The organism is Cycloclasticus sp. P1 (genome assembly GCF_000299965.1).
GTDB classification, from domain to species: domain Bacteria; phylum Pseudomonadota; class Gammaproteobacteria; order Methylococcales; family Cycloclasticaceae; genus Cycloclasticus; species Cycloclasticus pugetii.
This window is the reverse complement of record NC_018697.1, coordinates 1,515,630-1,536,748: the sequence shown is the minus strand read 5'-3', so window position 1 is coordinate 1,536,748 and position 21,119 is coordinate 1,515,630. Positions and strand designations below refer to the sequence as shown.

General features: G+C 42.2%; 18 protein-coding genes, 1 tRNA gene and 1 pseudogene. 12 read left to right on the top strand and 8 right to left on the bottom strand.

Annotated elements, in window-relative coordinates:
- Positions 1 to 8: 8 nt before the first annotated feature.
- The 9 genes and pseudogenes from ftsH (at position 9) to Q91_RS07330 (ending at position 7,830) form a co-directional block, all read left to right on the top strand.
- Positions 9 to 1,931, top strand: coding sequence for an ATP-dependent zinc metalloprotease FtsH (ftsH, locus tag Q91_RS07370; RefSeq protein ID WP_020162380.1), 1,923 nt, complete (start codon positions 9 to 11; stop codon positions 1,929 to 1,931).
- A 52-nt stretch (positions 1,932 to 1,983) separates the two neighbouring features.
- Positions 1,984 to 2,763, top strand: coding sequence for a dihydropteroate synthase (folP, locus tag Q91_RS07365; RefSeq protein WP_015006256.1), 780 nt, complete (start codon positions 1,984 to 1,986; stop codon positions 2,761 to 2,763).
- A 7-nt stretch (positions 2,764 to 2,770) separates the two neighbouring features.
- Positions 2,771 to 4,111 (top strand): phosphoglucosamine mutase, encoded by a 1,341-nt coding sequence (glmM, locus tag Q91_RS07360; RefSeq protein WP_015006255.1) that lies wholly within the window; start codon positions 2,771 to 2,773, stop codon positions 4,109 to 4,111.
- A gap of 92 nt (positions 4,112 to 4,203) precedes the next feature.
- Complete coding sequence (gene tpiA, locus Q91_RS07355) at positions 4,204 to 4,950, top strand: triose-phosphate isomerase (RefSeq protein WP_015006254.1); 747 nt, start codon at positions 4,204 to 4,206, stop codon at positions 4,948 to 4,950.
- Positions 4,951 to 5,018: 68 nt separating this feature from the next.
- Positions 5,019 to 5,238, top strand: a pseudogene (gene secG, locus Q91_RS11855) (preprotein translocase subunit SecG); the annotation flags it as partial.
- A gap of 191 nt (positions 5,239 to 5,429) precedes the next feature.
- A tRNA-Leu gene (locus tag Q91_RS07345) sits at positions 5,430 to 5,515 on the top strand.
- 26 nt (positions 5,516 to 5,541) lie between these two features.
- Positions 5,542 to 5,862 carry a DUF2818 family protein gene (locus Q91_RS07340; protein ID WP_015006252.1) on the top strand — a complete coding sequence of 107 codons (321 nt, stop codon included), beginning with the start codon at positions 5,542 to 5,544 and terminating at the stop codon, positions 5,860 to 5,862.
- Positions 5,863 to 5,959: 97 nt separating this feature from the next.
- Entirely contained in the window at positions 5,960 to 6,937 is a 978-nt protein-coding gene (locus Q91_RS07335) for a malate dehydrogenase (RefSeq protein ID WP_015006251.1), read from the top strand.
- Between the two features lie 86 nt (positions 6,938 to 7,023).
- Complete coding sequence (locus Q91_RS07330) at positions 7,024 to 7,830, top strand: formate dehydrogenase accessory sulfurtransferase FdhD (protein WP_015006250.1); 807 nt, start codon at positions 7,024 to 7,026, stop codon at positions 7,828 to 7,830.
- Positions 7,831 to 7,832: 2 nt separating this feature from the next.
- On the opposite strand, the gene mobA is transcribed toward Q91_RS07330, so the two are convergent.
- From mobA to Q91_RS07290, 8 genes are all read right to left on the bottom strand, one after another.
- Positions 7,833 to 8,471: a molybdenum cofactor guanylyltransferase MobA gene (mobA, locus tag Q91_RS07325; protein WP_015006249.1), complete on the bottom strand. Its 639-nt coding sequence runs from the start codon at positions 8,469 to 8,471 to the stop codon at positions 7,833 to 7,835.
- The gene (gene fdhF, locus Q91_RS07320; RefSeq protein WP_015006248.1) at positions 8,471 to 11,185 is read right to left on the bottom strand and encodes a formate dehydrogenase subunit alpha; all 2,715 of its coding nucleotides are present in this window, start codon (positions 11,183 to 11,185) and stop codon (positions 8,471 to 8,473) included. Before fdhF ends, mobA begins: the two co-directional genes overlap by 1 nt.
- Positions 11,186 to 12,922: an NAD(P)H-dependent oxidoreductase subunit E gene (locus Q91_RS07315; RefSeq protein WP_238538322.1), complete on the bottom strand. Its 1,737-nt coding sequence runs from the start codon at positions 12,920 to 12,922 to the stop codon at positions 11,186 to 11,188.
- 55 nt (positions 12,923 to 12,977) lie between these two features.
- Positions 12,978 to 14,582, bottom strand: coding sequence for a phosphoenolpyruvate carboxykinase (ATP) (pckA, locus tag Q91_RS07310; protein ID WP_015006246.1), 1,605 nt, complete (start codon positions 14,580 to 14,582; stop codon positions 12,978 to 12,980).
- A gap of 19 nt (positions 14,583 to 14,601) precedes the next feature.
- On the bottom strand, positions 14,602 to 15,384 hold the full coding sequence (gene folE2 / locus Q91_RS07305; RefSeq protein WP_015006245.1) for a GTP cyclohydrolase FolE2: 783 nt from the start codon (positions 15,382 to 15,384) through the stop codon (positions 14,602 to 14,604).
- 24 nt (positions 15,385 to 15,408) lie between these two features.
- Positions 15,409 to 17,280 (bottom strand): 1-deoxy-D-xylulose-5-phosphate synthase, encoded by a 1,872-nt coding sequence (gene dxs, locus Q91_RS07300; protein WP_015006244.1) that lies wholly within the window; start codon positions 17,278 to 17,280, stop codon positions 15,409 to 15,411.
- Between the two features lie 90 nt (positions 17,281 to 17,370).
- On the bottom strand, positions 17,371 to 18,255 hold the full coding sequence (locus tag Q91_RS07295) for a polyprenyl synthetase family protein (RefSeq protein ID WP_015006243.1): 885 nt from the start codon (positions 18,253 to 18,255) through the stop codon (positions 17,371 to 17,373).
- Positions 18,256 to 18,276: 21 nt separating this feature from the next.
- Positions 18,277 to 18,501: an exodeoxyribonuclease VII small subunit gene (locus tag Q91_RS07290; RefSeq protein WP_015006242.1), complete on the bottom strand. Its 225-nt coding sequence runs from the start codon at positions 18,499 to 18,501 to the stop codon at positions 18,277 to 18,279.
- Positions 18,502 to 18,705: 204 nt separating this feature from the next.
- On the opposite strand from Q91_RS07290, the gene Q91_RS07285 reads away from it, so the two are divergent.
- The 3 genes from Q91_RS07285 to Q91_RS07275 all read left to right on the top strand — a co-directional run bounded on the left by Q91_RS07285 (position 18,706) and on the right by Q91_RS07275 (position 21,110).
- Positions 18,706 to 19,125: a rubrerythrin family protein gene (locus Q91_RS07285; RefSeq protein ID WP_015006241.1), complete on the top strand. Its 420-nt coding sequence runs from the start codon at positions 18,706 to 18,708 to the stop codon at positions 19,123 to 19,125.
- 61 nt (positions 19,126 to 19,186) lie between these two features.
- On the top strand, positions 19,187 to 20,512 hold the full coding sequence (locus Q91_RS07280) for a heterodisulfide reductase-related iron-sulfur binding cluster (RefSeq protein WP_015006240.1): 1,326 nt from the start codon (positions 19,187 to 19,189) through the stop codon (positions 20,510 to 20,512).
- Positions 20,513 to 20,528: 16 nt separating this feature from the next.
- Entirely contained in the window at positions 20,529 to 21,110 is a 582-nt protein-coding gene (locus tag Q91_RS07275) for a DUF3501 family protein (protein ID WP_015006239.1), read from the top strand.
- Positions 21,111 to 21,119 lie beyond the last annotated feature (9 nt).

The window sequence follows — 21,119 nt, the reverse complement described above, 5'->3', positions numbered from 1 at the left end:
TGAACGAAATGGTTAAGAACATTATTATGTGGGTGGTAATCGCCGTCGTGCTGATGTCCGTATTCAATAATTTTGGTGGATCAAAACAATCATCAACTAGTAATTTAAGTTATTCGCAGTTTATCAGTGCTGTTAATGCAGGCCAGGTTAGTAAAGTGTCCATAGATGGGCCTAATATTAGTGGTCAAACTACGTTAGGTGAGCGTTTTACAACACGTAGTCCTGGTGATATTCACCTTGTTGATGACTTACTAAAAAATGGTGTTGAAATTATTGCCAAACCACCTGAAGAGCAATCGGTGCTTATGTCAATTTTAATATCATGGTTCCCGATGCTCTTGTTAATTGGTGTGTGGATATTCTTTATGCGCCAAATGCAAGGTGGCGGAGGCGGTGCCGGTGGTCGTGGAGCAATGTCCTTTGGTAAAAGCAAAGCGAAACTATTAAGTGAAGATGAAATAAAAGTAACGTTTGCTGATGTGGCGGGTGTTCAAGAAGCAAAAGAAGAGGTTGGAGAGGTTGTTGATTTTTTAACAGACCCTAGTAAGTTTCGAAAATTAGGTGGTTTAATCCCACGCGGAATTTTAATGTCGGGTTCGCCTGGTACAGGTAAAACCTTGTTAGCGAAGGCGATTGCTGGTGAAGCTAAAGTGCCTTTTTTCAGCATATCGGGTTCTGATTTTGTTGAAATGTTTGTTGGTGTAGGGGCTTCACGTGTTCGAGACATGTTTGAACAAGCCAAGAAAAATGCACCGTGTATTATTTTTATCGATGAGATTGATGCGGTTGGCCGTGCCCGTGGTATTGGTATTGGTGGTGGTAATGATGAGCGTGAGCAAACCTTGAACCAATTATTGGTTGAGATGGACGGGTTTTCTGGTAATGAAGGGGTGATTGTTATTGCCGCGACTAACCGTCCTGATGTTTTAGACCCGGCCTTATTACGCCCAGGTCGTTTTGATCGACAAGTGGTTGTTCCTTTACCAGATATTAGAGGGCGCGAGCAAATCTTAAAAGTGCACCTTAAAAAGGTGCCTCTCGGTGACAGTGTTAACCCTAATGTGATTGCACGAGGCACACCGGGCTTTTCAGGTGCAGATTTGGCTAACTTGGTAAACGAAGCGGCATTATTTGCGGCTAGAGCTGATAAGAAGTTAGTTGATATGAACGACATGGAGAACGCTAAAGATAAGGTGTTAATGGGCGCAGAACGTCGTTCTATGGTGATGAGTGAAGACGAAAAAAGGTGCACGGCATATCACGAATCAGGTCATGCAATTGTTGGTCGCTTAGTGCCTGAGCACGATCCTGTCTATAAGGTGACCATCATTCCACGTGGGCGAGCGTTAGGTGTCACAATGTTCTTACCTGAGCAAGATCAAATTAGTATCAGTAAACAGAAGTTAGAAAGCCAATTATCAAGCTTATATGGTGGTCGCTTAGCAGAGGAAATTATCTTTGGTGAAGAAGCGGTAACAACTGGTGCATCAAATGATATTGAAAGAGCGTCCGCTATTGCTAGAAATATGGTGACTCAATGGGGTTTTTCAGAAAAACTTGGCGCATTAAATTACGGAGAAGATGAAAATGCAATGGGGCATTCTGGTGGTCAAACTAAGATGATTTCGGATGAAACAGCCGAGCTTATTAATAAAGAAGTTCGAGTGTTTATTGATAGAAACTACGAGCGTGCTAAGAGCTTATTGACTGAAAATATTGATATTTTACACTCTATGTCAGAAGCGTTAATGAAGTATGAAACACTTGATAGCGATCAATTAGACCAATTAATGGCTCGTCAGCCAGTGAGTGAACCTAAAGATTGGGAAAATGATGATCAATCTGGTTCAGGGAAAGCGACGATAGAAGATAAAGACGCTACAGATAAGGAGTCAAAGCCGACTATTGGAGGCCCTGCTGAACAACCTTAATGCTGTGAAGAGTCGTCTTGACCAAATATTTGATCTAAAGAGCCCCCAAATTATGGGGGTTCTTAATATTACGCCGGATTCTTTTTCTGACGGAGGTTCTTTTACACAGATAGAATCAGCGGTGCAACATGCCTTGAAGATGGCTGAGCAAGGCGCCACAATTATTGATATTGGCGGTGAATCTACACGGCCTAATGCATTACCTGTTTCTACAGACGAGGAAATCCAAAGGGTGGTTCCTGTTATTGAAGGGATTCGACTTAAATCGGATATTGCCATTTCAATTGATACCAGCAAAGCTGATGTTATGAAGGCTGCCATAGAGGCCGGAGCGGACTTTATCAATGATGTGTATGCCTTACAGAGACCGGGTTCACTGGATATGGCGGCTTCTTTAGGAGTGCCTGTCTGTTTAATGCATATGCAAGCAGACCCTACCACGATGCAAGATCAACCATATTACCTTAATGTGGTTGAAGAACTGAATGATTTTTTTGCTCAGCGTATAGCGGCCTGTGAGCAAGTTGGTATTGCTAAAGGGAAGATTATATTAGACCCAGGGTTTGGCTTTGGTAAAACCTTACAACATAACCTGACATTATTGGCGAAACTTAAAGAGTTTGAGAGCCATGGCTGCCCAATATTGGCCGGCCTATCAAGAAAATCAATGTTTGGTCAGTTATTAGATAAAAAAGTCGATGAGAGATTAATTGGCAGTGTTAGTGCCGCGTTGTTAGCAGTGGCTAATGGTGCGTCTATTGTTCGTGTGCATGATGTTGCTGAAACAGCTGATGCGTTAAAAGTCTATATGGCTGTTCAGGCTGCCAAATGAGGAAACTATGACAAGAAAATATTTTGGTACCGATGGTATTAGAGGCTTAGTTGGGGAAGGGGTCATTACTCCCGAATTTATTTTAAAGCTGGGTTGGGCGACCGGGAGAGTGTTCGAGCAACAAGGGCATTGTAAAATTGTAATTGGCAAAGATACTCGTATTTCTGGTTATATGTTTGAATCAGCATTAGAGGCTGGTTTAGTTGCAGCAGGCGCAAATGTTCAGTTATTAGGCCCTATGCCAACCCCAGGAATTGCATATTTAACGAGAACGCTCCGTGCCAATGCAGGAATAGTCATTAGTGCTTCACATAACCCTCATTATGATAATGGTATAAAGTTTTTTTCTAGTGAAGGTGAAAAGCTTGCCGATGAGATAGAGCAAGCGATAGAACAAAAAATGGACGAGCCACTCATCGTTGTGGAATCGTCTCGGTTAGGTAAAGCTAACCGTATTAATGATGCGGCGGGTCGATACATAGAGTTTTGTAAAAGCACGATTTCTTCAATGATCGACTTATCTTCTTTAAAAATGGTTGTCGATTGCGCACACGGCTCTACCTATCATATTGCTCCTTATGTGTTTAGTGAATTAGGTGCGGAGGTGATTAAAATAGGTGCTGAGCCAAACGGCATTAATATTAATGATGGTTGTGGAGCAACTAACCCTCAGGCGTTAACCGAGGCGGTTTTATCCAATAATGCTGACTTTGGTGTGGCATTAGATGGCGATGGCGATCGATTAATCATGGTTGACCACTTAGGCGAAGTGTTGGATGGTGATGATATTTTGTATATTTTAGCCAAAGGTCGTCAATCAAATGGTTATTCAGGTTCATCTGTTGTAGGAACATTGATGACTAATCTAGGCGTTGAGCATGCACTCAATAGATTAGGTATTGACTTATTACGCTCAGCAGTAGGAGATCGGCATGTTATTCAGTTGATGAACGAATCAGAGTCAATCTTGGGTGGTGAAGGGTCTGGGCATATAATTTGTGCTGATAGAACGACAACAGGTGATGGAATTATTTCAGCTCTACAAGTGATTGAGATTATGATGCGCGAGAGCACCTCTTTGAATGAACTAAAAAGTGATATTCAAAAGTATCCTCAATGTATGATTAATGTGAAGCTAAGTGGTGCTAAAAAGTTTGCGATGACGGATGATATTAATAAAGCCGTTGCTTCTATCGAGAAGGTTTTAAAAGGCGCAGGAAGAGTATTGTTAAGGCCTTCTGGCACAGAACCATTAGTTAGGGTAATGGTTGAAGGCGAAGATGTGAAGTTAGTGGAAAAACTGGCGATGGACCTTAGTAAAACAGTCGAAGGCCTACTTGACGCTTAAGGGGTGAATTGTGCGTGAGTGCTCGCTTAATTAAGATTGATTTATTGCTGAATAGCCGCTAACCTTGCTCGTTTTTTAAGGTAAGAAGTTTGATGCGTCGATCACTGGTTATTGGAAACTGGAAGATGAATGGTTCACTTGACTCAACAAGTGAAATTTTACGTGCAATTGAAACGACAATTGATGATAAAATAACGTGTGATATAGGAGTCTGCGTGCCTTTCGTCTATATAGCGGCTGCACAAGAAATAACTAAACCGACAGTGATAACCATAGGTGCTCAAACTGTTTCAGAGTATCAGTCTGGGGCATATACCGGTGAAGTGTCGGCGCATATGTTGGAAGATGTTGGCTGTAGCTGGGTACTAATAGGTCACTCAGAAAGGCGAACACTATTTAATGAAGCAAATGCGCAGCTGGTTAAGAAAGTGCTGGCAGCCCAAATGACTGGAGTTACTCCTGTTTATTGTGTTGGTGAAACACAGGAAGAATACAAGTCTGGTGCTACATTTGATGTAATTAACGATCAGGTTGAGGCGTTATTAAATAATAGCGCTGTAGATTTGACGCAACTGGTTCTGGCTTATGAACCCGTTTGGGCCATTGGAACGGGGTTAACGGCCTCCCCTGAAGAAGCTCAAAAGGTGCATGCTTTTATAAGAGCATTGGTTAGCGAGAGAGATGTAAATGCAGCTAACATGCTTCGCATTTTATATGGCGGAAGTGTAAAACCAGATAATGCAATGTCATTGTTTGGACAAAAAGATATTGATGGTGGTTTGATAGGTGGCGCATCCTTGGATGCAAAAGCGTTTGTTTCAATTTGCCAAAAAGCGTAAAAATAAACTTGGTGGGTAAGTTCTGCCGTAATAAAACTCATACCGTTTAGGTATAGAAGGATAAGAGAATGAGTGTGTTTGGAATAGTTTTATCAGTGCATGTGGTTATTGCAGCATTGATGATAGGGTTGATTTTGATTCAGCATGGTAAAGGCGCTGATGCTGGCGCAGCATTTGGCAGTGGTGCATCCGGTACGGTATTTGGTGCTAAAGGTTCCGGCTCTTTTTTAAGTCGTTCGACAGCTATTTTGGCCGCATTGTTTTTTTCAACAAGTCTAGCGCTTGCTTATCTAGGAGGCAATAGAGCAGCACCTGATGATATTATTGATGGCTTGACGGTTTCACAACCAGCAAAATCAACAGAAGCTACGCCTGCGGACTTAATCAACAACCTTGTGGAACCAACAGATGGGCTGGCTAAGCAAAATGGTATGAAGCCTGCTGATGACCTGCCCATTCCTGATTAACTGAATGGATTTGCCGAGGTGGTGGAATTGGTAGACACGCTATCTTGAGGGGGTAGTGTCCTATGGACGTGCGGGTTCAAATCCCGCTCTCGGCACCAATAATTATAAGCATTAAAATTCATTGATGAGTAATCAATTAACAATTGTTATCTTTCTGATTTTTTCGATTCTTATGGCTAATTTGCCATGGTTAAGCGATAAACTTTTTTGTATTAGACAAATCGCGCATAAATCAGGCTGGTTTCGCTGGTTTGAATGGCTATGTTGGTATGTGCTGACGTTCAGTGTTGGCTTTGCTTTGGAATACAAAATAATGGGAACAAATACTGCGCAGAACTGGGAGTTCTACGTGGTTACAATATGTTTATTTGTTGTCTTTGCTTTGCCGAGCTTTATCTATCATTACGATTTAAAAAAAATTCTTAAATCTCGAGAAAAAGAATAGCTTAATACCGCCTAGCTAATAAGGAATGATGGTTTTTAAGTAAAAAAAGTCGAATATCAGCTATAATTCATCTTTTTTATTAAGGAGATTGTTAGAAATGAAAGCACCTGTTCATGTAGCCGTTACCGGCGCCGCTGGTCAAATTTCGTACTCATTATTATTTCGTATAGCATCTGGCGACTTTTTAGGCCCAGATCAGCCAATTTGTTTACACCTATTAGAAATCACACCTGCTTTAGGTGCGCTTGAGGGTGCGGTTATGGAATTGAACGATTGTGCATTTCCTTTATTACAAAGTGTTTCAATGTCTGATGATGCTGAAGTTGCCTTTAAAGATATCGATTTTGCATTCTTAGTGGGTGCTCGTCCACGTGGTCCTGGTATGGAACGTAAAGACTTGTTGGAAGCAAATGCGGCCATCTTTTCGGTACAAGGTAAAGCCTTAAATAAAGTTGCTAAACGTGATGTTCGTGTATTAGTGGTGGGTAACCCTGCAAATACAAATGCATTGATTGCGATGAATAATGCACCAGACCTTGACCCACGTAACTTCACAGCAATGACACGTTTAGACCATAATCGTGCGATGAGCTTATTGGCCGAAAAAACGGGTAATCATAATACGGACGTTACTAAGATGACAATCTGGGGCAACCACTCAGCAACACAATACCCAGACCTTCACAATTGCTTAATCAACGGTGAAGATGCGTTATCTAAGGTCGATGCAAGCTGGTATGCCGATGACTTTATTCCTGCTGTTCAACAACGTGGCGCTGCCATTATTAAAGCACGTGGCTTGTCAAGCGCAGCGTCTGCTGCCAGTTCTGCATTAGACCATATGCGTACTTGGGTGCAAGGAACAGCAGACGGCGATTGGGTGAGTATGGGAATTCCAAGTGATGGAAGCTATGGTATTGAAGAAGGTTTAATTTACTCATTCCCTGTGACTGTTAAAGACGGTGACTATTCAATCGTTCAAGGTCTTGAAATTAATGATTTCAGTCGTGAAAGAATGATCGCAACGGAAAATGAGCTTAAAGAAGAACGTGATGGTGTAAAGCACCTGCTTTAATTGTTCTATGCGTTTAAAAAGGCCATGCATTTGCATGGCTTTTTTTTTGCGTGTTATAAGGGGGTAATTCTAAAAGAGAAAACATAATGATCGAGATGACAGCGTCAAAAATTAAGGATTCATCTTGTGTTTTTGCCGTCAACGAGAAGGGGCAGTCGATTGAAATTGAATTGGTTGAAGAACGTGCGCTAACCATCTATATCGATAAAAAAGAAATAGTAACCTTAATGACGATGGGGTCTTTTCCTGAATTGTTGGTGTTGGGTTACCTTAAAAATCAAACCTTCTTTGAGACTATCGGAGATATAAAGGTACTTCAAGTTGATTGGCAAACCAATGCTGCAGTGATTGTATCGAGTAAAAAGAACCCTAATATTGAGAAATTAAAAGCACGTCGAACAATTACTTCAGGGTGTGGACAAGGCACGATGTTTGGTAATGTTGTTGAGAGTTTAAAGGAGCAGGTGTTAGCCAAACGTAGTATTGAACAATCTGTATTGTATTATTTGCTTAATCATTTTGGGCAACGTAACCAAGTCTATAAAAAGGCGGGTGCTGTTCATGGTTGTGCGCTTTGTAAAGGTAAGGAGGTATTGTTCTTTGTTGAAGATGTGGGGCGTCATAATGCCGTTGATACAATTGCTGGCCATATGTGGTTGAAGGGTATTAAAGGTGATGACTGTGTTTTCTACACAACAGGGCGTTTAACCTCTGAAATGGTTATCAAGGTCGCGCAAATGGGTGTGCCTATATTATTGTCTCGTTCTGGGGCCACTAAGATGGGGTTTGAGCTTGCCTGTGAGTTTGGTGTAACATTAATTTCGCGAGCAAAAGGGCAACATTTTCAAGTTTTGAATGGGGCCGAGCAGATAGTGTTTGATGTAACAGCTTAAGTTTAGGCTGTATTTTCATTCGGCTTACGTAGCAACGCTTCGGCGTGCACTAAATCCTCATGACAATTAATGTTATAGAAAGGGTCAAGCAAGCTATCACTGAAGTCTGGGAGGGAGACTTTGTAGCGAGATGTCCATAAATCAATTTTACGTATATTCTCCTTGCTTAGTGCAGCTTCCAGGTCATCAAGTAGCCTAATTGGCCATAAGGCAATAACGGGGTGTGTGCGACCATTTGAAGTAGCGCAGGCAATATCGGCGGTGTTTTCAAGCATTGATTGACAAAGCCTGGAGACTAAATTTTGGGGTATAAAAGGCGTATCAACGGGCACAGAGGCAATCCATTGTACACCGGGTTGATGCTTTCTTACCCACTGCATGCAGGCTAAAAGCCCGGCTAAAGGTCCTAAGAACCCTTCTAATGAATCTTTAATAATAGGTAAGTCATAAGAAGACAGTTGCTGGCTCTCCTTGTTGCTACTAATAATAATTGAGTCGCATTGAGGAGACAATCGCTCTAATACGTGTTCAAAAAGAGGCTTATGAGCGAGTTGAATGAAGCCCTTGTCTTGGTTGTTCATCCTTCTCGAGAGACCACCTGATAGGATGACGCCGATAATTTTATTTGAGTTGCTGGGCATTAAATTGGCTCTACTTTGACAGCTGAGAACTTGTATTCAGGTATTTTTCCAAAGGGATCAAGATCATGACTGGTTAATAAATTAGCCGCTGCTTCGACGTAAGCAAAGGGGATGAATATGAGGCCAGTTTGTACTTTATGGTCAACACGAACCTTGATGTTAATAGATCCTCGGCGGCTTGAAACGCAAACCATGTCGCCTGCTTGTACCTTAAGCGCTGAACAATCGGTGGGGCTCATTTCAACAAAAGCTTCTGGTTCGAGTGTGTTGAGTACTTCACTGCGTCGAGTTATTGCGCCAGTGTGCCAATGTTCTAGTAGTCTGCCTGTTGTCAGAATAAAGTCGTATTCGGTGTCTAATTTGTCATTAGCCGGCAAAAAGCTTGCAGGGATAAATTTTCCGCGTCCGTCTTCAGTGGGGAAACCATCGGCAAAAACGATATCGTGACCAGCTTCCTTAGGGGACGGGCAAGGGTAGGTGACGGAATGCTCTTGCTCAAGACGTTCCCAGCTGATGTTAGCTAATGAGGGCATGGCTAACAGCATTTCTTGATAGATATCTTTTGGTGTTGAATAGGGCCACTCTAAACCTAAACGCTGAGCGATCTGATGTGTAATCCACCAGTCAGCTTTTGCATTGCCTGGTGGTTCAACAGCTTGTCGCCCCATTTGTACCTGTCTGTTTGAGTTTGTTACAGTACCATTTTTTTCCGGCCAGGCGGTAGCAGGTAAAACAACGTCTGCAAACATAGCTGTTTCGGTTAGAAAAATATCTTGTACAACAAGGTGCTCTAATTTAGCCAGTGCTGCACGGGCATGGTTTAAATTAGGGTCTGACATGGCGGGATTTTCCCCCATGATGTACATGGACTTAATGCTGTTGCGATGTATCGCATGCATAATTTCAACGACTGTTAAGCCTTCTTTGGGGTTCAAGGGTGTGTCCCATAGGGATTCAAAAAAGGTTTGTGTTTCACAGTCACTTATTGGCTTGTAGTCGGGGTAAAACATTGGGATTAAAGCAGCATCCGAGGCGCCTTGAACATTATTCTGGCCGCGTAGAGGGTGGAGGCCTGTGCCGGGGCGTCCTATATGACCACACATTAAGGCTAATGAAATAAGGCAACGCGCATTGTCTGTTCCGTGTGTATGCTGTGAGATACCCATACCCCAAAAAATAATGGCAGATTTGGCGGTTGCATATTTCCTTGCAACTGTTTTGATGGTGTCGGCAGTTACACCGCAAATACTCTGCATTTTTTCAGGCGCATAGTCTTTAAGGTGTGTAGCAAACAGCTTAAAACCAGAGGTGTGTTGATCAATATAATGTTGATTATAAAGTTTTTCATCAACAATCACGTGCATGATGGCGTTCAGTAAGGCAACATCTGTGCTCGGTGTAAACTGTAGCATATGCGTTGCTTGTTGTTTTAACGCTTGAGCCCTAGGATCCATCACAACCAATTCGGTACCGCGCTCGACAGCTTGTTTAAAAAAGGTTGCTGCAACGGGGTGGTTTTCACTTGGATTCGCGCCAATAACGATGATCAAATCGCTGTCTTCAACTGCCATAAATGGTGCGGTAACGGCCCCTGAACCAATTGTTTCCATGAGTGCGGCAACGGAGGAAGCATGACATAAACGTGTGCAGTGATCGACGTTATTAGTGCCAAAGCCGGCTCGAATTAGTTTTTGGAAAATATAAGCTTCTTCATTAGAGCACTTTGCAGAGCCAAAGCCAGCCAGAGAATCAGCACCATGCTGTTGTTTAGTGTCTGAAAAACCTTTCGCAGCAAGATTAAGTGCTTCTTCCCAAGAGGCTTTTCTAAAATGCGAGTAGGGGTTAGCTGGGTCGATATTAACGCCTTTTTCGATACCCTCTTTTCTGATTAGCGGTTCGGTAAGTCGCTGTTCAGATGTAATGTAATCAAAACCAAAGCGGCCTTTTACGCATAAGCGGCCTTGGTTAGAGGGGCCATTAGCACCTTCGACAGAGCAGATTTTGTTATCGTTAACCTTTAAGCTAACTTGGCAACCTACACCGCAATAGGGGCAAACGGATTGTACTTGTTTGTCTGTCTTAGTGACTTTGGCTGAAGCAGGTGAGAGTGCATTAGTTGGGCAGGCTTGAACGCACTCACCACAAGCAACGCAGGTGGATTGCCCCATTGGGTCGTCAAAATCAAAAATTATTTTTTCATCATGACCTCGCTCAGCTAGACCAATCACACCATTAACTTGAATTTCTCGGCAGGCACGAACGCACAACGTACAATGAATACAGGCATCAAGCTTTACAGAGATGGCTGGGTGAGATAAGTCGGGGGTGTTAGTTACTTTTTTTGGAAATCGTGAAGGCCCAATCTCCATGGATTGCACCAAATTATCGAAAGTTGATCCCGCAACCGTCTGCTGATTTACATCGGTACTTAATAATTCGATGACAAGCCGACGAGCTGCTGTGGCACGTTTACTCTGTGTGTGAACGACCATATCATCGCTAGGGTGTCTGCAACACGAAGCGGCGAGTGTGCGTTCGCCATCAATTTCAACCATGCAGGCCCGGCAGTTGCCATCGGAGCGATAACCGGGCTTATTGTTAAAACATAAATGCGGAATAGTGGTGCCGAGTCGTTTAGCGACTTGCCAAATTGATTCTTCAGGTTCAGCAGAAACCTTTTTGCCATCTATTACAAATGAAACTAAATTGCTCATTTAGACCTCATCGCCGAAATATTTAATGCTCGATAAAATTGGGTTTGGAGCGGCTTGGCCTAGTCCGCAGATTGATGCGTCAGCCATTGTTGTACATAACTCTTTTAATAGTGGTTTATTCCACTGCTGTTCGGATAACAAGGAGCTGGCCTTTTCACAGCCAACTCTACAGGGGCTGCATTGACCGCAACTTTCATCATTAAAAAATGCAAGTAGGTTTTGACTCGTTGCCTTGATGCTATCCTTGTCTGATAAAACAATAATGGCATGCGAACCTATAAAGCAGCCGTGCTCTGTTAAGCTGCCAAAATCTAACGGAATATTGTCTAAGGATGAAGGCAAGATACCACCAGAGGCACCGCCCGGTAGGTAAGCTTTAAATGAATGTCCCTTAAGCATACCGCCTGCTAAATGAATTAATTCGCGAATATTGCTGCCAGCGGGGGCAACAATGACACCGGGTTTGTTGATACGACCTGATACTGAAAATGTGCGCAAGCCACTGGCCCCATTTTTACCTTGTTGTGCAAAGTGCTCACCGCCATCAGTTAAAATTGTGGGAATCCAGTACAAGGTTTCAACGTTTTGTACTAAGGTCGGCCGACCAAATAAACCGTGATGAGCAACATAAGGCGGGCGTTGGCGGGGAATGCCACGTTTACCTTCAATTGATTCAATCATTGCAGATTCTTCGCCGCAAATGTAGGCGCCAGCGCCGCGCCTAATCTCGATATAATCTTCTTTAATGATCTTATGATTAACGAGGAGTTGAATTTCGTTGTGCAATAATTGATGGATAGCAGGGTATTCGTCGCGCAAATAAATAAAGATTTTATTAGCATCAATAATATATGCTGCGATGAGCAGGCCTTCTAAAAATTGATGTGGCGCGGTGGACAAGTAATGTCTGTCTTTAAATGTGCCGGGTTCGCCTTCATCGGCATTTACACAAAAATACTTAGGAGCGGGCTCGGCTTTTACAAGACGTAATTTACTGGCAGTAGGAAACCCCGCCCCACCTAAACCTTTTAAATTGCTTTTTTCAATTTCGTTAATAGCGTCAGTGACGCTGAGAGTTTGTTTGCTCAGCGATGCGAGTAATTGATACCCGTTTGCGTTTATGTATTGTTCATAACGTTGGTATGTAGGCACATTGGCCTGTGTCTGGTTGTTCTGTGCAGCGTACAGGAGCGAGCTGGAGGTTACCTGACCGAGATAATTTTTGCCGACAGCAGCAGCGGGTGCTTGGTTGCATAAACCCATGCATGGGGCGGATGTTATTCGAATGTTTTCTGGGTTTTGCTTGGTTAATTCAAGTATTAAATTATCAGCACCGGCCAGACAGCAGCTTAAGGACTGACATACACGAATTGTGATAGGCGGTGGTGCGGCCTCATTTTCTTTGATGACATCAAAATGATGATAAAAAGTGGCGACTTCATAGGCCGCCGCTTGAGGTAATTTTAGTATATCTGCCAAGGCCATTAAGTGCTGTTCGCTGATATAGGACCAAGTATCTTGTATAAGGTGTAAGTACTCAATAAGAAGGTCTTTTCGATGTGGTTTGTTAGCAAGTAATTGCTTTATCGCTTGTTGAGCGTTGGCATCGAGTTGACGTCCTTTCTCAGTAAATTTCCCTTTACGCTTTTTTTTATTACCAGGTCTGACGATATGGCTTGGATCATTGGGCATAAATAATGATGAGATCAGTGGTGACGTAGCTATCAAAGATACCACAAAAAAGGCCATGCATGAGCATGGCCTTTGAGGTTAACGTTTGTGATTGACGTTATTATTTTAGTTGCGGCCCAGCAGCTACGAGAGATTTCCCTTCTTCGTTATCTGTGTACTTTTCGAAATTTAGTTCAAATAAGTGAGCAAGCTCATGGGCGCGTTTTTCCCAATCAGCTTCATTTTCATAGGTGTTTCGTGGGTCAAGAATGTCCGTGTTAACGCCTGGTAACGCGGTTGGTATTTCTAAATTGAAGTAGGGAATATGTGTTGTTTCTGCTTCTTCAATTGAACCATCAAGGATTGCATTAATGATAGCGCGGGTATCTTTAATTGAAATTCGTTTTCCCGTGCCGTTCCATCCAGTATTAACCAAGTAGGCTTCGGCATTAACAGCCTCCATACGTTTCACTAATTCCTGTGCGTATTTGGTGGGGTGTAATGATAAAAATGCTGCACCGAAGGCCGCTGAGAATGTTGGCGTTGGCGCTGTAATGCCTCGTTCAGTACCGGCTAACTTTGCAGTAAAGCCAGATAGGAAATAATATTTAGTTTGCGCGGCTGTTAATTTTGAGACCGGCGGTGTTACGCCAAACGCATCGGCGGTTAAAAAAATAACCTTTTTAGCATGGCCACCTTTTGAAACTGGCTTAACAATATTGTCAATATGATCAATTGGGTAAGAAACACGCGTGTTTTCGGTTTTAGAATTATCAGCAAATTGAATGACGTTATCTTCAGATAAAGTAACGTTTTCTAAAAGAGCATCGCGACGAATAGCACCATAAATTTCAGGTTCGTCTTCTTCGCTTAAATTGATAACTTTAGCATAGCAGCCACCTTCAAAATTAAACACGCCATCATCATCCCAGCCATGTTCATCATCACCAATCAATTGACGGTCTTTATCGGTGGATAGTGTTGTTTTGCCTGTTCCAGACAAACCGAAGAACACTGCAACATCGCCATCTTTACCAACATTGGCAGAGCAATGCATTGAGGCTATACCGCGCAGTGGAAGCAGGTAGTTCATCATGCTGAACATGCCCTTTTTCATTTCACCACCATACCAAGTGCCACCGATAAGCTGCATTTTTTCGGTTAGGTTGAAAGCAATGAAGTTTTCTGAGTTAAGGCCGTGCTCCTGCCAATCGGGGTTATTTGTTTTGGCACCATTTAAAACAACGAAGTCTGGTTCAAAATCAACCAATTCTTCTTCTGTTGGGCGAATAAACATATTTTTTACAAAATGTGCCTGCCAAGCGACTTCAACAATAAAGCGTACCGCCAAACGGGTATCTTTATTGGCACCACAGTAGGTGTCCACAACAAATAATCGCTGACCAGATAATTGTTTAGTGACAATATTTTTAAGGTGTCCCCAGTTTTCTTCTGATAAGGGTTTATTATCATTTTTGCCTTGGGTAGACCACCAAACGGTATCACGTGATACGTCATCCATCACGATGTATTTATCTTTTGGTGAGCGTCCAGTGAAAATACCGGTATCGACTGCAACAGCACCTAAGTTAGTTACAGTTCCCTTTTCATAGCCTGTTAGATCGTCTCGAGTTTCTTCTTCAAATAAAAGGTCGAAAGAAGGGTTGTAGATAACTTCGCTAGGGTTGGTTATCCCGTATTGGGTGAGGTCTATGGTGTTAGACATTGTTGGAGCTCCGGTATTATTAAGTTAATTTGTTGTTTTCGATTACTGCGTAGGCAGAATGATTGTGTATGGATTCAAAGTTTTCAGCTTCTAGGGTATAAGCTAAAATTCGCTGGTCATCGTTAAGTACACTAGCAATATCCCTTACGACATCTTCTACGAATTTAGGGTTGTCGTAGGCGAGCTCTGTTACGTATTTTTCATCAGGCCTTTTTAACAGGCTGAAAAGTTCACTCGATGCCTGCTTTTCAACCAGCTGGATAATGTCTTCAGCGCAAATATTGTCACCAATTTCTGCGGTAACGGTGATATGAGAACGCTGGTTATGCGCGCCATATTCAGAAATTTTCTTTGAACAAGGGCATAAGCTGGTAACGGGGATGACTACTGTAATTTTGATTTTTTGATCACTTTTTGACCAGTGCCCGTCAAGCTTTATTTGATAGTCTAATAAGCTTTTAACGCCAGTAATAGGGGCAGACTTGTTAACAAAATATAGGAACTCTGTGGTTAGGTAACCTGTTTCCGCTTCAAGGGTGTGGGTCATTTTTTCTAATAATGCATTGAACCCCTTAATAGATAATTGCTGGCAATCTTCATTCAAAAGGGCCACAAAACGTGACATATGAGTGCCCTTTTGATGATGAGGTAAGTTGACAGACATGTTAAAGGTGCCAACAGTTGCTCGTTGGTGACCGTCCCTATCGACAAAAACAAATGGGTGGCGGATATCCTTTATGCCGACTTTATTAATGGGCATATTTCTAGAATCTGGGTGGTTTTGTACGTCTTCGATGGTCATATTTAGTAAGTAGGCTGTGTTGTATCAGGTGTTTGTTTTATTTAAGCGGCTGCTTATATAGTTTTTTATGCTTTGAGTGTCGAGACCTGCTTCTTGCAATAGTTCTTCTCTTGAACCGTGTTCAAGATTAAGGTCTGGCAAGCCAATGTTTAAGACCTTGGTATCGATTGAAGCTTGGTTAATAAACTCGTTAACACCGCTGCCTGCGCCACCTTTGATAACATTTTCCTCCAGTGTCACCAACGTGTTGTGAGTGCTAGCAATATGTTTGATCATGTCTTCATCCAAGGGTTTTATAAAGCGCATGTTGATCACCGTTGCATTAAATTCCTCGGCTACTTCAAGTGCTTGTGTTACCGATGAGCCAAATGCTAATAAGGCGATATCTTTGCCTTCCCTTAGAGTAACGGCTTTGCCAATTGGAATGCTATCAAGTGTATTACTAATAGTGACCCCAGGACCTTTACCACGTGGATAACGTACTGCAACTGGGCCTTTATGTTGAATCCCTGTTGTTAACATAAGTCGACATTCGTTTTCGTCAGCGGGCGCCATAATAACCATATTTGGGATGCAGCGTAGGTAGCTAAAGTCGTACGAACCAGCATGAGTGGGGCCATCAGGGCCAACTAAGCCTGCACGGTCAATAGCAAAAAGAACAGGGAGTTTTTGCAAGGCAACGTCGTGAATAAGTTGATCATATCCACGTTGTAAAAACGTTGAATAAATAGCAACAACAGGCTGTAAGCCTTCGCAAGCCATTCCCGCCGCTAAGGTAACAGCGTGTTGTTCAGCTATACCAACATCAAAAAAACGCTCTGGGTATTGCTGTTCAAATGTCACCATGCCAGAGCCTTCACGCATAGCAGGGGTAATGCCAACGAGTTTGTCATTTTCTTTAGCCATATCGCAAAGCCATTGGCCAAAAACTTCACTATAAGTGGCTGAACTAGGTGCCTTTTCTGGTAACTTTTCTTTACTTGGGTCAAAGGTTGAAACGCCGTGGTATCCAATCGGGTCCGCTTCAGCAGGGGAGTAGCCCTTACCTTTTTGGGTCACAATGTGTAAGAATTGTGGGCCTTGTAAGTCTTTTAGGTTGGATAATGTTTTAACTAAAGTGGGGAGGTCGTGACCATCAATAGGTCCAATATAGTTGAAGCCCATCTCTTCAAATAATGTCCCTGGTATAACCATGCCTTTTACGTGTTCTTCAGTTCGTCTTGCCAACTCCCAAACACTGGGCATGTTAGCCATCACCTTTTTGCTACCTTCTTTTACGGTTGTGTAGAATTTTCCGGATAAGATTTTAGCTAAATAGTTTTTCATCGCCCCGACATTTGGCGAAATAGACATGTCGTTGTCGTTTAAAATAACCAGTAAATTTGCATCTAAGGCACCGGCGTGATTTAGCGCTTCAAAAGCCATACCACCGGTTATTCCACCATCACCAATAATAGCAACTGTGCGTTTTTCATCGTTATTTATAGCGGCGGCAATGGCCATACCTAAAGCGGCACTGATTGATGTACTCGAGTGGCCAACGCCAAATGCGTCGTATTCACTTTCTGCACGTGTTACAAAAGGGGTAACGCCGTGTTTTTTACGAATTGTTGAAATCTTATCTTTACGCCCAGTTAAAATTTTGTGTGGGTAAGCCTGGTGTCCAACATCCCAAATTAATTTATCAGAAGGGGTGTCGAAAACATAATGTAAGGCAATGGTCAGTTCAACGGTACCAAGCCCGGCTGATAAATGTCCCCCTGATTTACTGACGGAGGAAATTAGAAACTCACGCAGCTCATGTGATAAACCAATAAGCTCCTCTTCCGTAAGGTTACGAAGGTCGTTTGGTATATCAACTTTATCGAGAATAGGGTATTTTGCCAGTGGCGTCACGTAATGCTCATAATACGTTAGGTTAAGGTTGCGTATTATCGTTTGCAAGCAAAGACTATGCAAGTGAATACTGGTCTAAGGACCATGTGCTTAAGATATCCGTGAGATAGTGAACTGTGCGATATCCCTAAGGTAATTAGCGCGGTGGTCAAAATTAGAAAGACTTTGTATAGCCTCGTCATATAAATCTTTGGTTAAGTGTTTCGAAGCCCTTAAGCCTAAAATAGAAGGGTAGGTGGACTTCTCAGCTTGCCGGTCTTTACCTTGTGTTTTGCCGAGTGTTGAAGTGGATGAGGTTTCATCAAGAATATCATCTTGTACTTGAAACGCCAGTCCGATACATTCTGCATAATGTTTTAGGTGGCGATACTGGCTATCTGTTGTTTGAAACTTTAAACTTGCGACTAAAGTGATACAGCTACAGATCAAGGCCCCTGTTTTATGTAGGTGCATATTTTCAATTTCAGCAATGGAAATGGACTTTCCTTCATTAGCCAGATCAATGGCTTGGCCGCCGACCATGCCTCTTGAACCGGCAGCTTGTGATAACAGTTGAATACAGGTTATTTTTTGTTCATTGCTGCAATCCGCCTTTGCCAGCACGTTGAAGGCGAGTGTTAGTAACGCGTCTCCGGTTAAAATAGCAGTTGCTTCGTCAAAGGCTTTATGACAACTCGGTTTGCCACGACGTAAATCGTCGTCGTCCATCGATGGAAGGTCGTCATGAATGAGTGAATAAGCGTGAATAAGCTCAATTGAGCTAGCTATGCTGTCTAATATAGGTTGTTGTATTTCAAGTAAGTTCCCAGTCGCATAGACGAGCATCGCTCGAATACGTTTGCCACCATTAAGAGTTGAATAACGCATGGCTTCGTGCAATCGCTTGGGTTCAATATGACTCGCGGGAAGATAGCGCGCTAGCGCGGTTTCTATTTGTTGTGTTTTGGCGCTTTGGAAGTCTTTAAAAGCAGTCATGGCTGTGGGTAAATTAAATATTTAATCGAAATCGACGGGTTTTGCCAAGGCGGAGCTGTTTAATAGAGTTTCAACTTTTTGTTCAGCGTCTGTAAGTGACTTTTGACAGGATTGAATTAACTTGATGCCTAATTCAAACTCTTTTAGTGATTCTTCGAGACTCAAGTCTCCATTTTCCATACGGTCAACAAGTTCTTCTAAGGATTGAAGGGATGATTCTAAATCGAGTTTTTTTGCTTTGGCCATTAGTTTTGTCGTTGATTTTGTAAAAGGAAATACGTTACCTTAACTAGACTGGATAGGGTCACTATTTTTTTAAAATGCTTGTCGTGTTAGTTAGCACGAAGTAATCATATTGACATCAAATAGATGGTAACGTATCTTGAGCTTACTATTAGACCCAGTCTAAAGGTAGAATTGATATCATTCAACTTATTAAGAGGAATTACTATGTCACTTAAAGGTTCTCAAACAGAACAGAATTTAAAAGATGCGTTTGCTGGTGAGTCACAAGCAAACCGTCGTTACCTATACTTCGCAAACAAAGCAGACATCGAAGGATACAACGATGTGTCTACTGTTTTCCGTTCAACTGCAGAAGGTGAAACAGGCCATGCACACGGTCACTTAGAATATTTAGAAGAAACAGGTGATCCAGCAACAGGTCTGCCAATTGGTGGAACTGAAGATAACTTAAAAGCAGCGATTGCCGGTGAGACGCATGAGTACACTGATATGTACCCAGGTATGGCAAAAACAGCACGTGACGAAGGTCACGATGAAATTGCTGATTGGTTTGAAACACTGGCAAAAGCGGAGCGTTCACACGCGAATCGTTTCCAAAAAGCGTTAGATAGCTTAAACGCTTAAGTGTTGATTTAGATCAAAAGGAGGGTACGCATGTGCTCTCCTTTTTTTTGGAGATAAATAAATGAGAGAAGGTAGCTTAGAGGCCCCCACAAGGCATCCAATAGATTGGAAAGGCGCTAGTTTTTACGATGAGGCTAATTTATTCAACGAATTAGATCGTGTGTTTGATATTTGTCATGGTTGTCGTCGTTGTTTTAATTTATGTAATGCGTTTCCATTATTGTTTGATGTCATTGATGAGTCAGAAACAATGGAACTCGATAGCGTCGATAAAAAAGTCTATTGGGATGTGGTCGATAATTGCTATCTATGTGACATGTGCTTTATGTCAAAATGCCCTTATGTGCCTCCTCATGAATGGGACTTGGATTTTCCACACTTAATGCTTCGTGCGAAGGCCGTTAAGTTTGAAAAAAATGAAGTCAAACAACGCGATAAATTAATTACATCTACCGATAGAATTGGTAAATTAGCGTCTATCCCCATCGTTGTTAATGTGGTGAATGCAGCGAACCAGAACAAGACAATTCGACGAGTTTTAGACAGCCAATTAGGGATTCATAACGAAGCGGTTATCCCAGCCTATCATACCGAAACAGCAAGGAAAAAATTTGCCCAGCAAAAACATGATGCTTCGGGGGTGCAAGCTTGCGGAGAAACAACCGGAAAAGTGGCTATTTTTACCACCTGTTATGGTAACTATAATCGACCAGATTTAGTAAATGATTTGGTTGATGTGCTAGAGCATAATAATGTTGCGGTAACGATGGCAAGTAAAGAGAACTGTTGTGGTATGCCTAAGCTTGAACTGGGTGATCTTAAAGAGGTAGAGCGTTTAAAAAACAATAACATTCCGCAACTTGTTAAATTGATTGATGAGGGCTGGGATGTAATTGCCCCTGTGCCATCATGTGTGTTGATGTTTAAACAAGAGTTGCCGTTAATGTTTCCAGATGATGAAGATGTAGCAAAAGTGCGTGATGCTATTTTCGACCCATTTGAGTATTTGATGCTTCGCCATAAATCGAACTTATTAAAAACAGAATTTAAAGGTGAATTAGGGCAGGTCTCTTATCAAGTTGCTTGTCATTTACGGGTTCAAAATATTGGATTAAAGACGAAAGAGGTATTAGAGTTAATTCCAAATACATCAGTAAATGCGATAGAACGGTGTTCTGGGCATGATGGAACGTATGCGCTAAAAAGTGAGTTCCATGATATAGCTAAAAAAATTGCAAAGCCGGTTGTAAACCGAGTGAAAAAGGCTGAAGCCGATGTGTTTTCAAGCGATTGCCCTATGGCAGCTGATCACATTGCAAGTGGCTTGGAAGATGAGTCAAACGTAAAGAGCCCTATTAGTTTGCTAAAGCAAGCGTACGGCATTTGAACATTAGAGGTTGAAAATGAAAAAGCTAGTTAAAGAAGAACTGTATGGTCTTGAAGAGTATTCGAATAAACGTGATGAATATAGGCAAAAGGTTCGTGCTCATAAACTTAATCGAATAGTGCGAATCGGGGAGAATGTCAGCCTACATTTTGAAGACTATTTAACCATGCGCTACCAGGTTCAAGAAATGTTACGTGCCGAAAAAATCTTTGACTCGGCGGGCATTATCGAAGAAATTGAAACCTATAACCCATTGATTCCTGACGGGCAAAACTGGAAAGCAACAATGATGATTCAGTTTGATAATGCTGGTGATCGTAAAGTGGCGCTGGAAAAATTGATTGGTATTGAACGTGCGACGTGGGTTCAAGTAGCGGGTTTTGATAAGGTTTACCCCATTGCTAATGAAGACTTAGAACGTGAAACGAATGAGAAAACATCTTCCGTTCATTTTTTACGCTTTGAGTTGACGCAACCGATGGTGGAAGCGGTGCAAAACGGTGCGATTATTAATGCAGGTGTTGATCACCCAGCATATAAACATGAGGTGACGGTGCCTGATAATATACGAAACTCGTTGGCGAGTGATTTGGATTAATAAGTAAAC

Bases quoted from the DNA above. Each gene is read 5' to 3' on its own strand.
- ftsH (WP_020162380.1), top strand. From the start codon at position 9: ATGGTTAAGAACATTATTATGTGGGTGGTAATCGCCGTCGTGCTGATG.
- folP (WP_015006256.1), top strand. From the start codon at position 1,984: ATGGGGGTTCTTAATATTACGCCGGATTCTTTTTCTGACGGAGGTTCT.
- glmM (WP_015006255.1), top strand. From the start codon at position 2,771: ATGACAAGAAAATATTTTGGTACCGATGGTATTAGAGGCTTAGTTGGG.
- tpiA (WP_015006254.1), top strand. From the start codon at position 4,204: ATGCGTCGATCACTGGTTATTGGAAACTGGAAGATGAATGGTTCACTT.
- Q91_RS07340 (WP_015006252.1), top strand. From the start codon at position 5,542: ATGAGTAATCAATTAACAATTGTTATCTTTCTGATTTTTTCGATTCTT.
- Q91_RS07335 (WP_015006251.1), top strand. From the start codon at position 5,960: ATGAAAGCACCTGTTCATGTAGCCGTTACCGGCGCCGCTGGTCAAATT.
- Q91_RS07330 (WP_015006250.1), top strand. From the start codon at position 7,024: ATGATCGAGATGACAGCGTCAAAAATTAAGGATTCATCTTGTGTTTTT.
- mobA (WP_015006249.1), bottom strand. From the start codon at position 8,471: ATGCCCAGCAACTCAAATAAAATTATCGGCGTCATCCTATCAGGTGGT.
- fdhF (WP_015006248.1), bottom strand. From the start codon at position 11,185: ATGAGCAATTTAGTTTCATTTGTAATAGATGGCAAAAAGGTTTCTGCT.
- pckA (WP_015006246.1), bottom strand. From the start codon at position 14,582: ATGTCTAACACCATAGACCTCACCCAATACGGGATAACCAACCCTAGC.
- folE2 (WP_015006245.1), bottom strand. From the start codon at position 15,384: ATGACCATCGAAGACGTACAAAACCACCCAGATTCTAGAAATATGCCC.
- Q91_RS07295 (WP_015006243.1), bottom strand. From the start codon at position 18,255: ATGACTGCTTTTAAAGACTTCCAAAGCGCCAAAACACAACAAATAGAA.
- Q91_RS07290 (WP_015006242.1), bottom strand. From the start codon at position 18,501: ATGGCCAAAGCAAAAAAACTCGATTTAGAATCATCCCTTCAATCCTTA.
- Q91_RS07285 (WP_015006241.1), top strand. From the start codon at position 18,706: ATGTCACTTAAAGGTTCTCAAACAGAACAGAATTTAAAAGATGCGTTT.
- Q91_RS07280 (WP_015006240.1), top strand. From the start codon at position 19,187: ATGAGAGAAGGTAGCTTAGAGGCCCCCACAAGGCATCCAATAGATTGG.
- Q91_RS07275 (WP_015006239.1), top strand. From the start codon at position 20,529: ATGAAAAAGCTAGTTAAAGAAGAACTGTATGGTCTTGAAGAGTATTCG.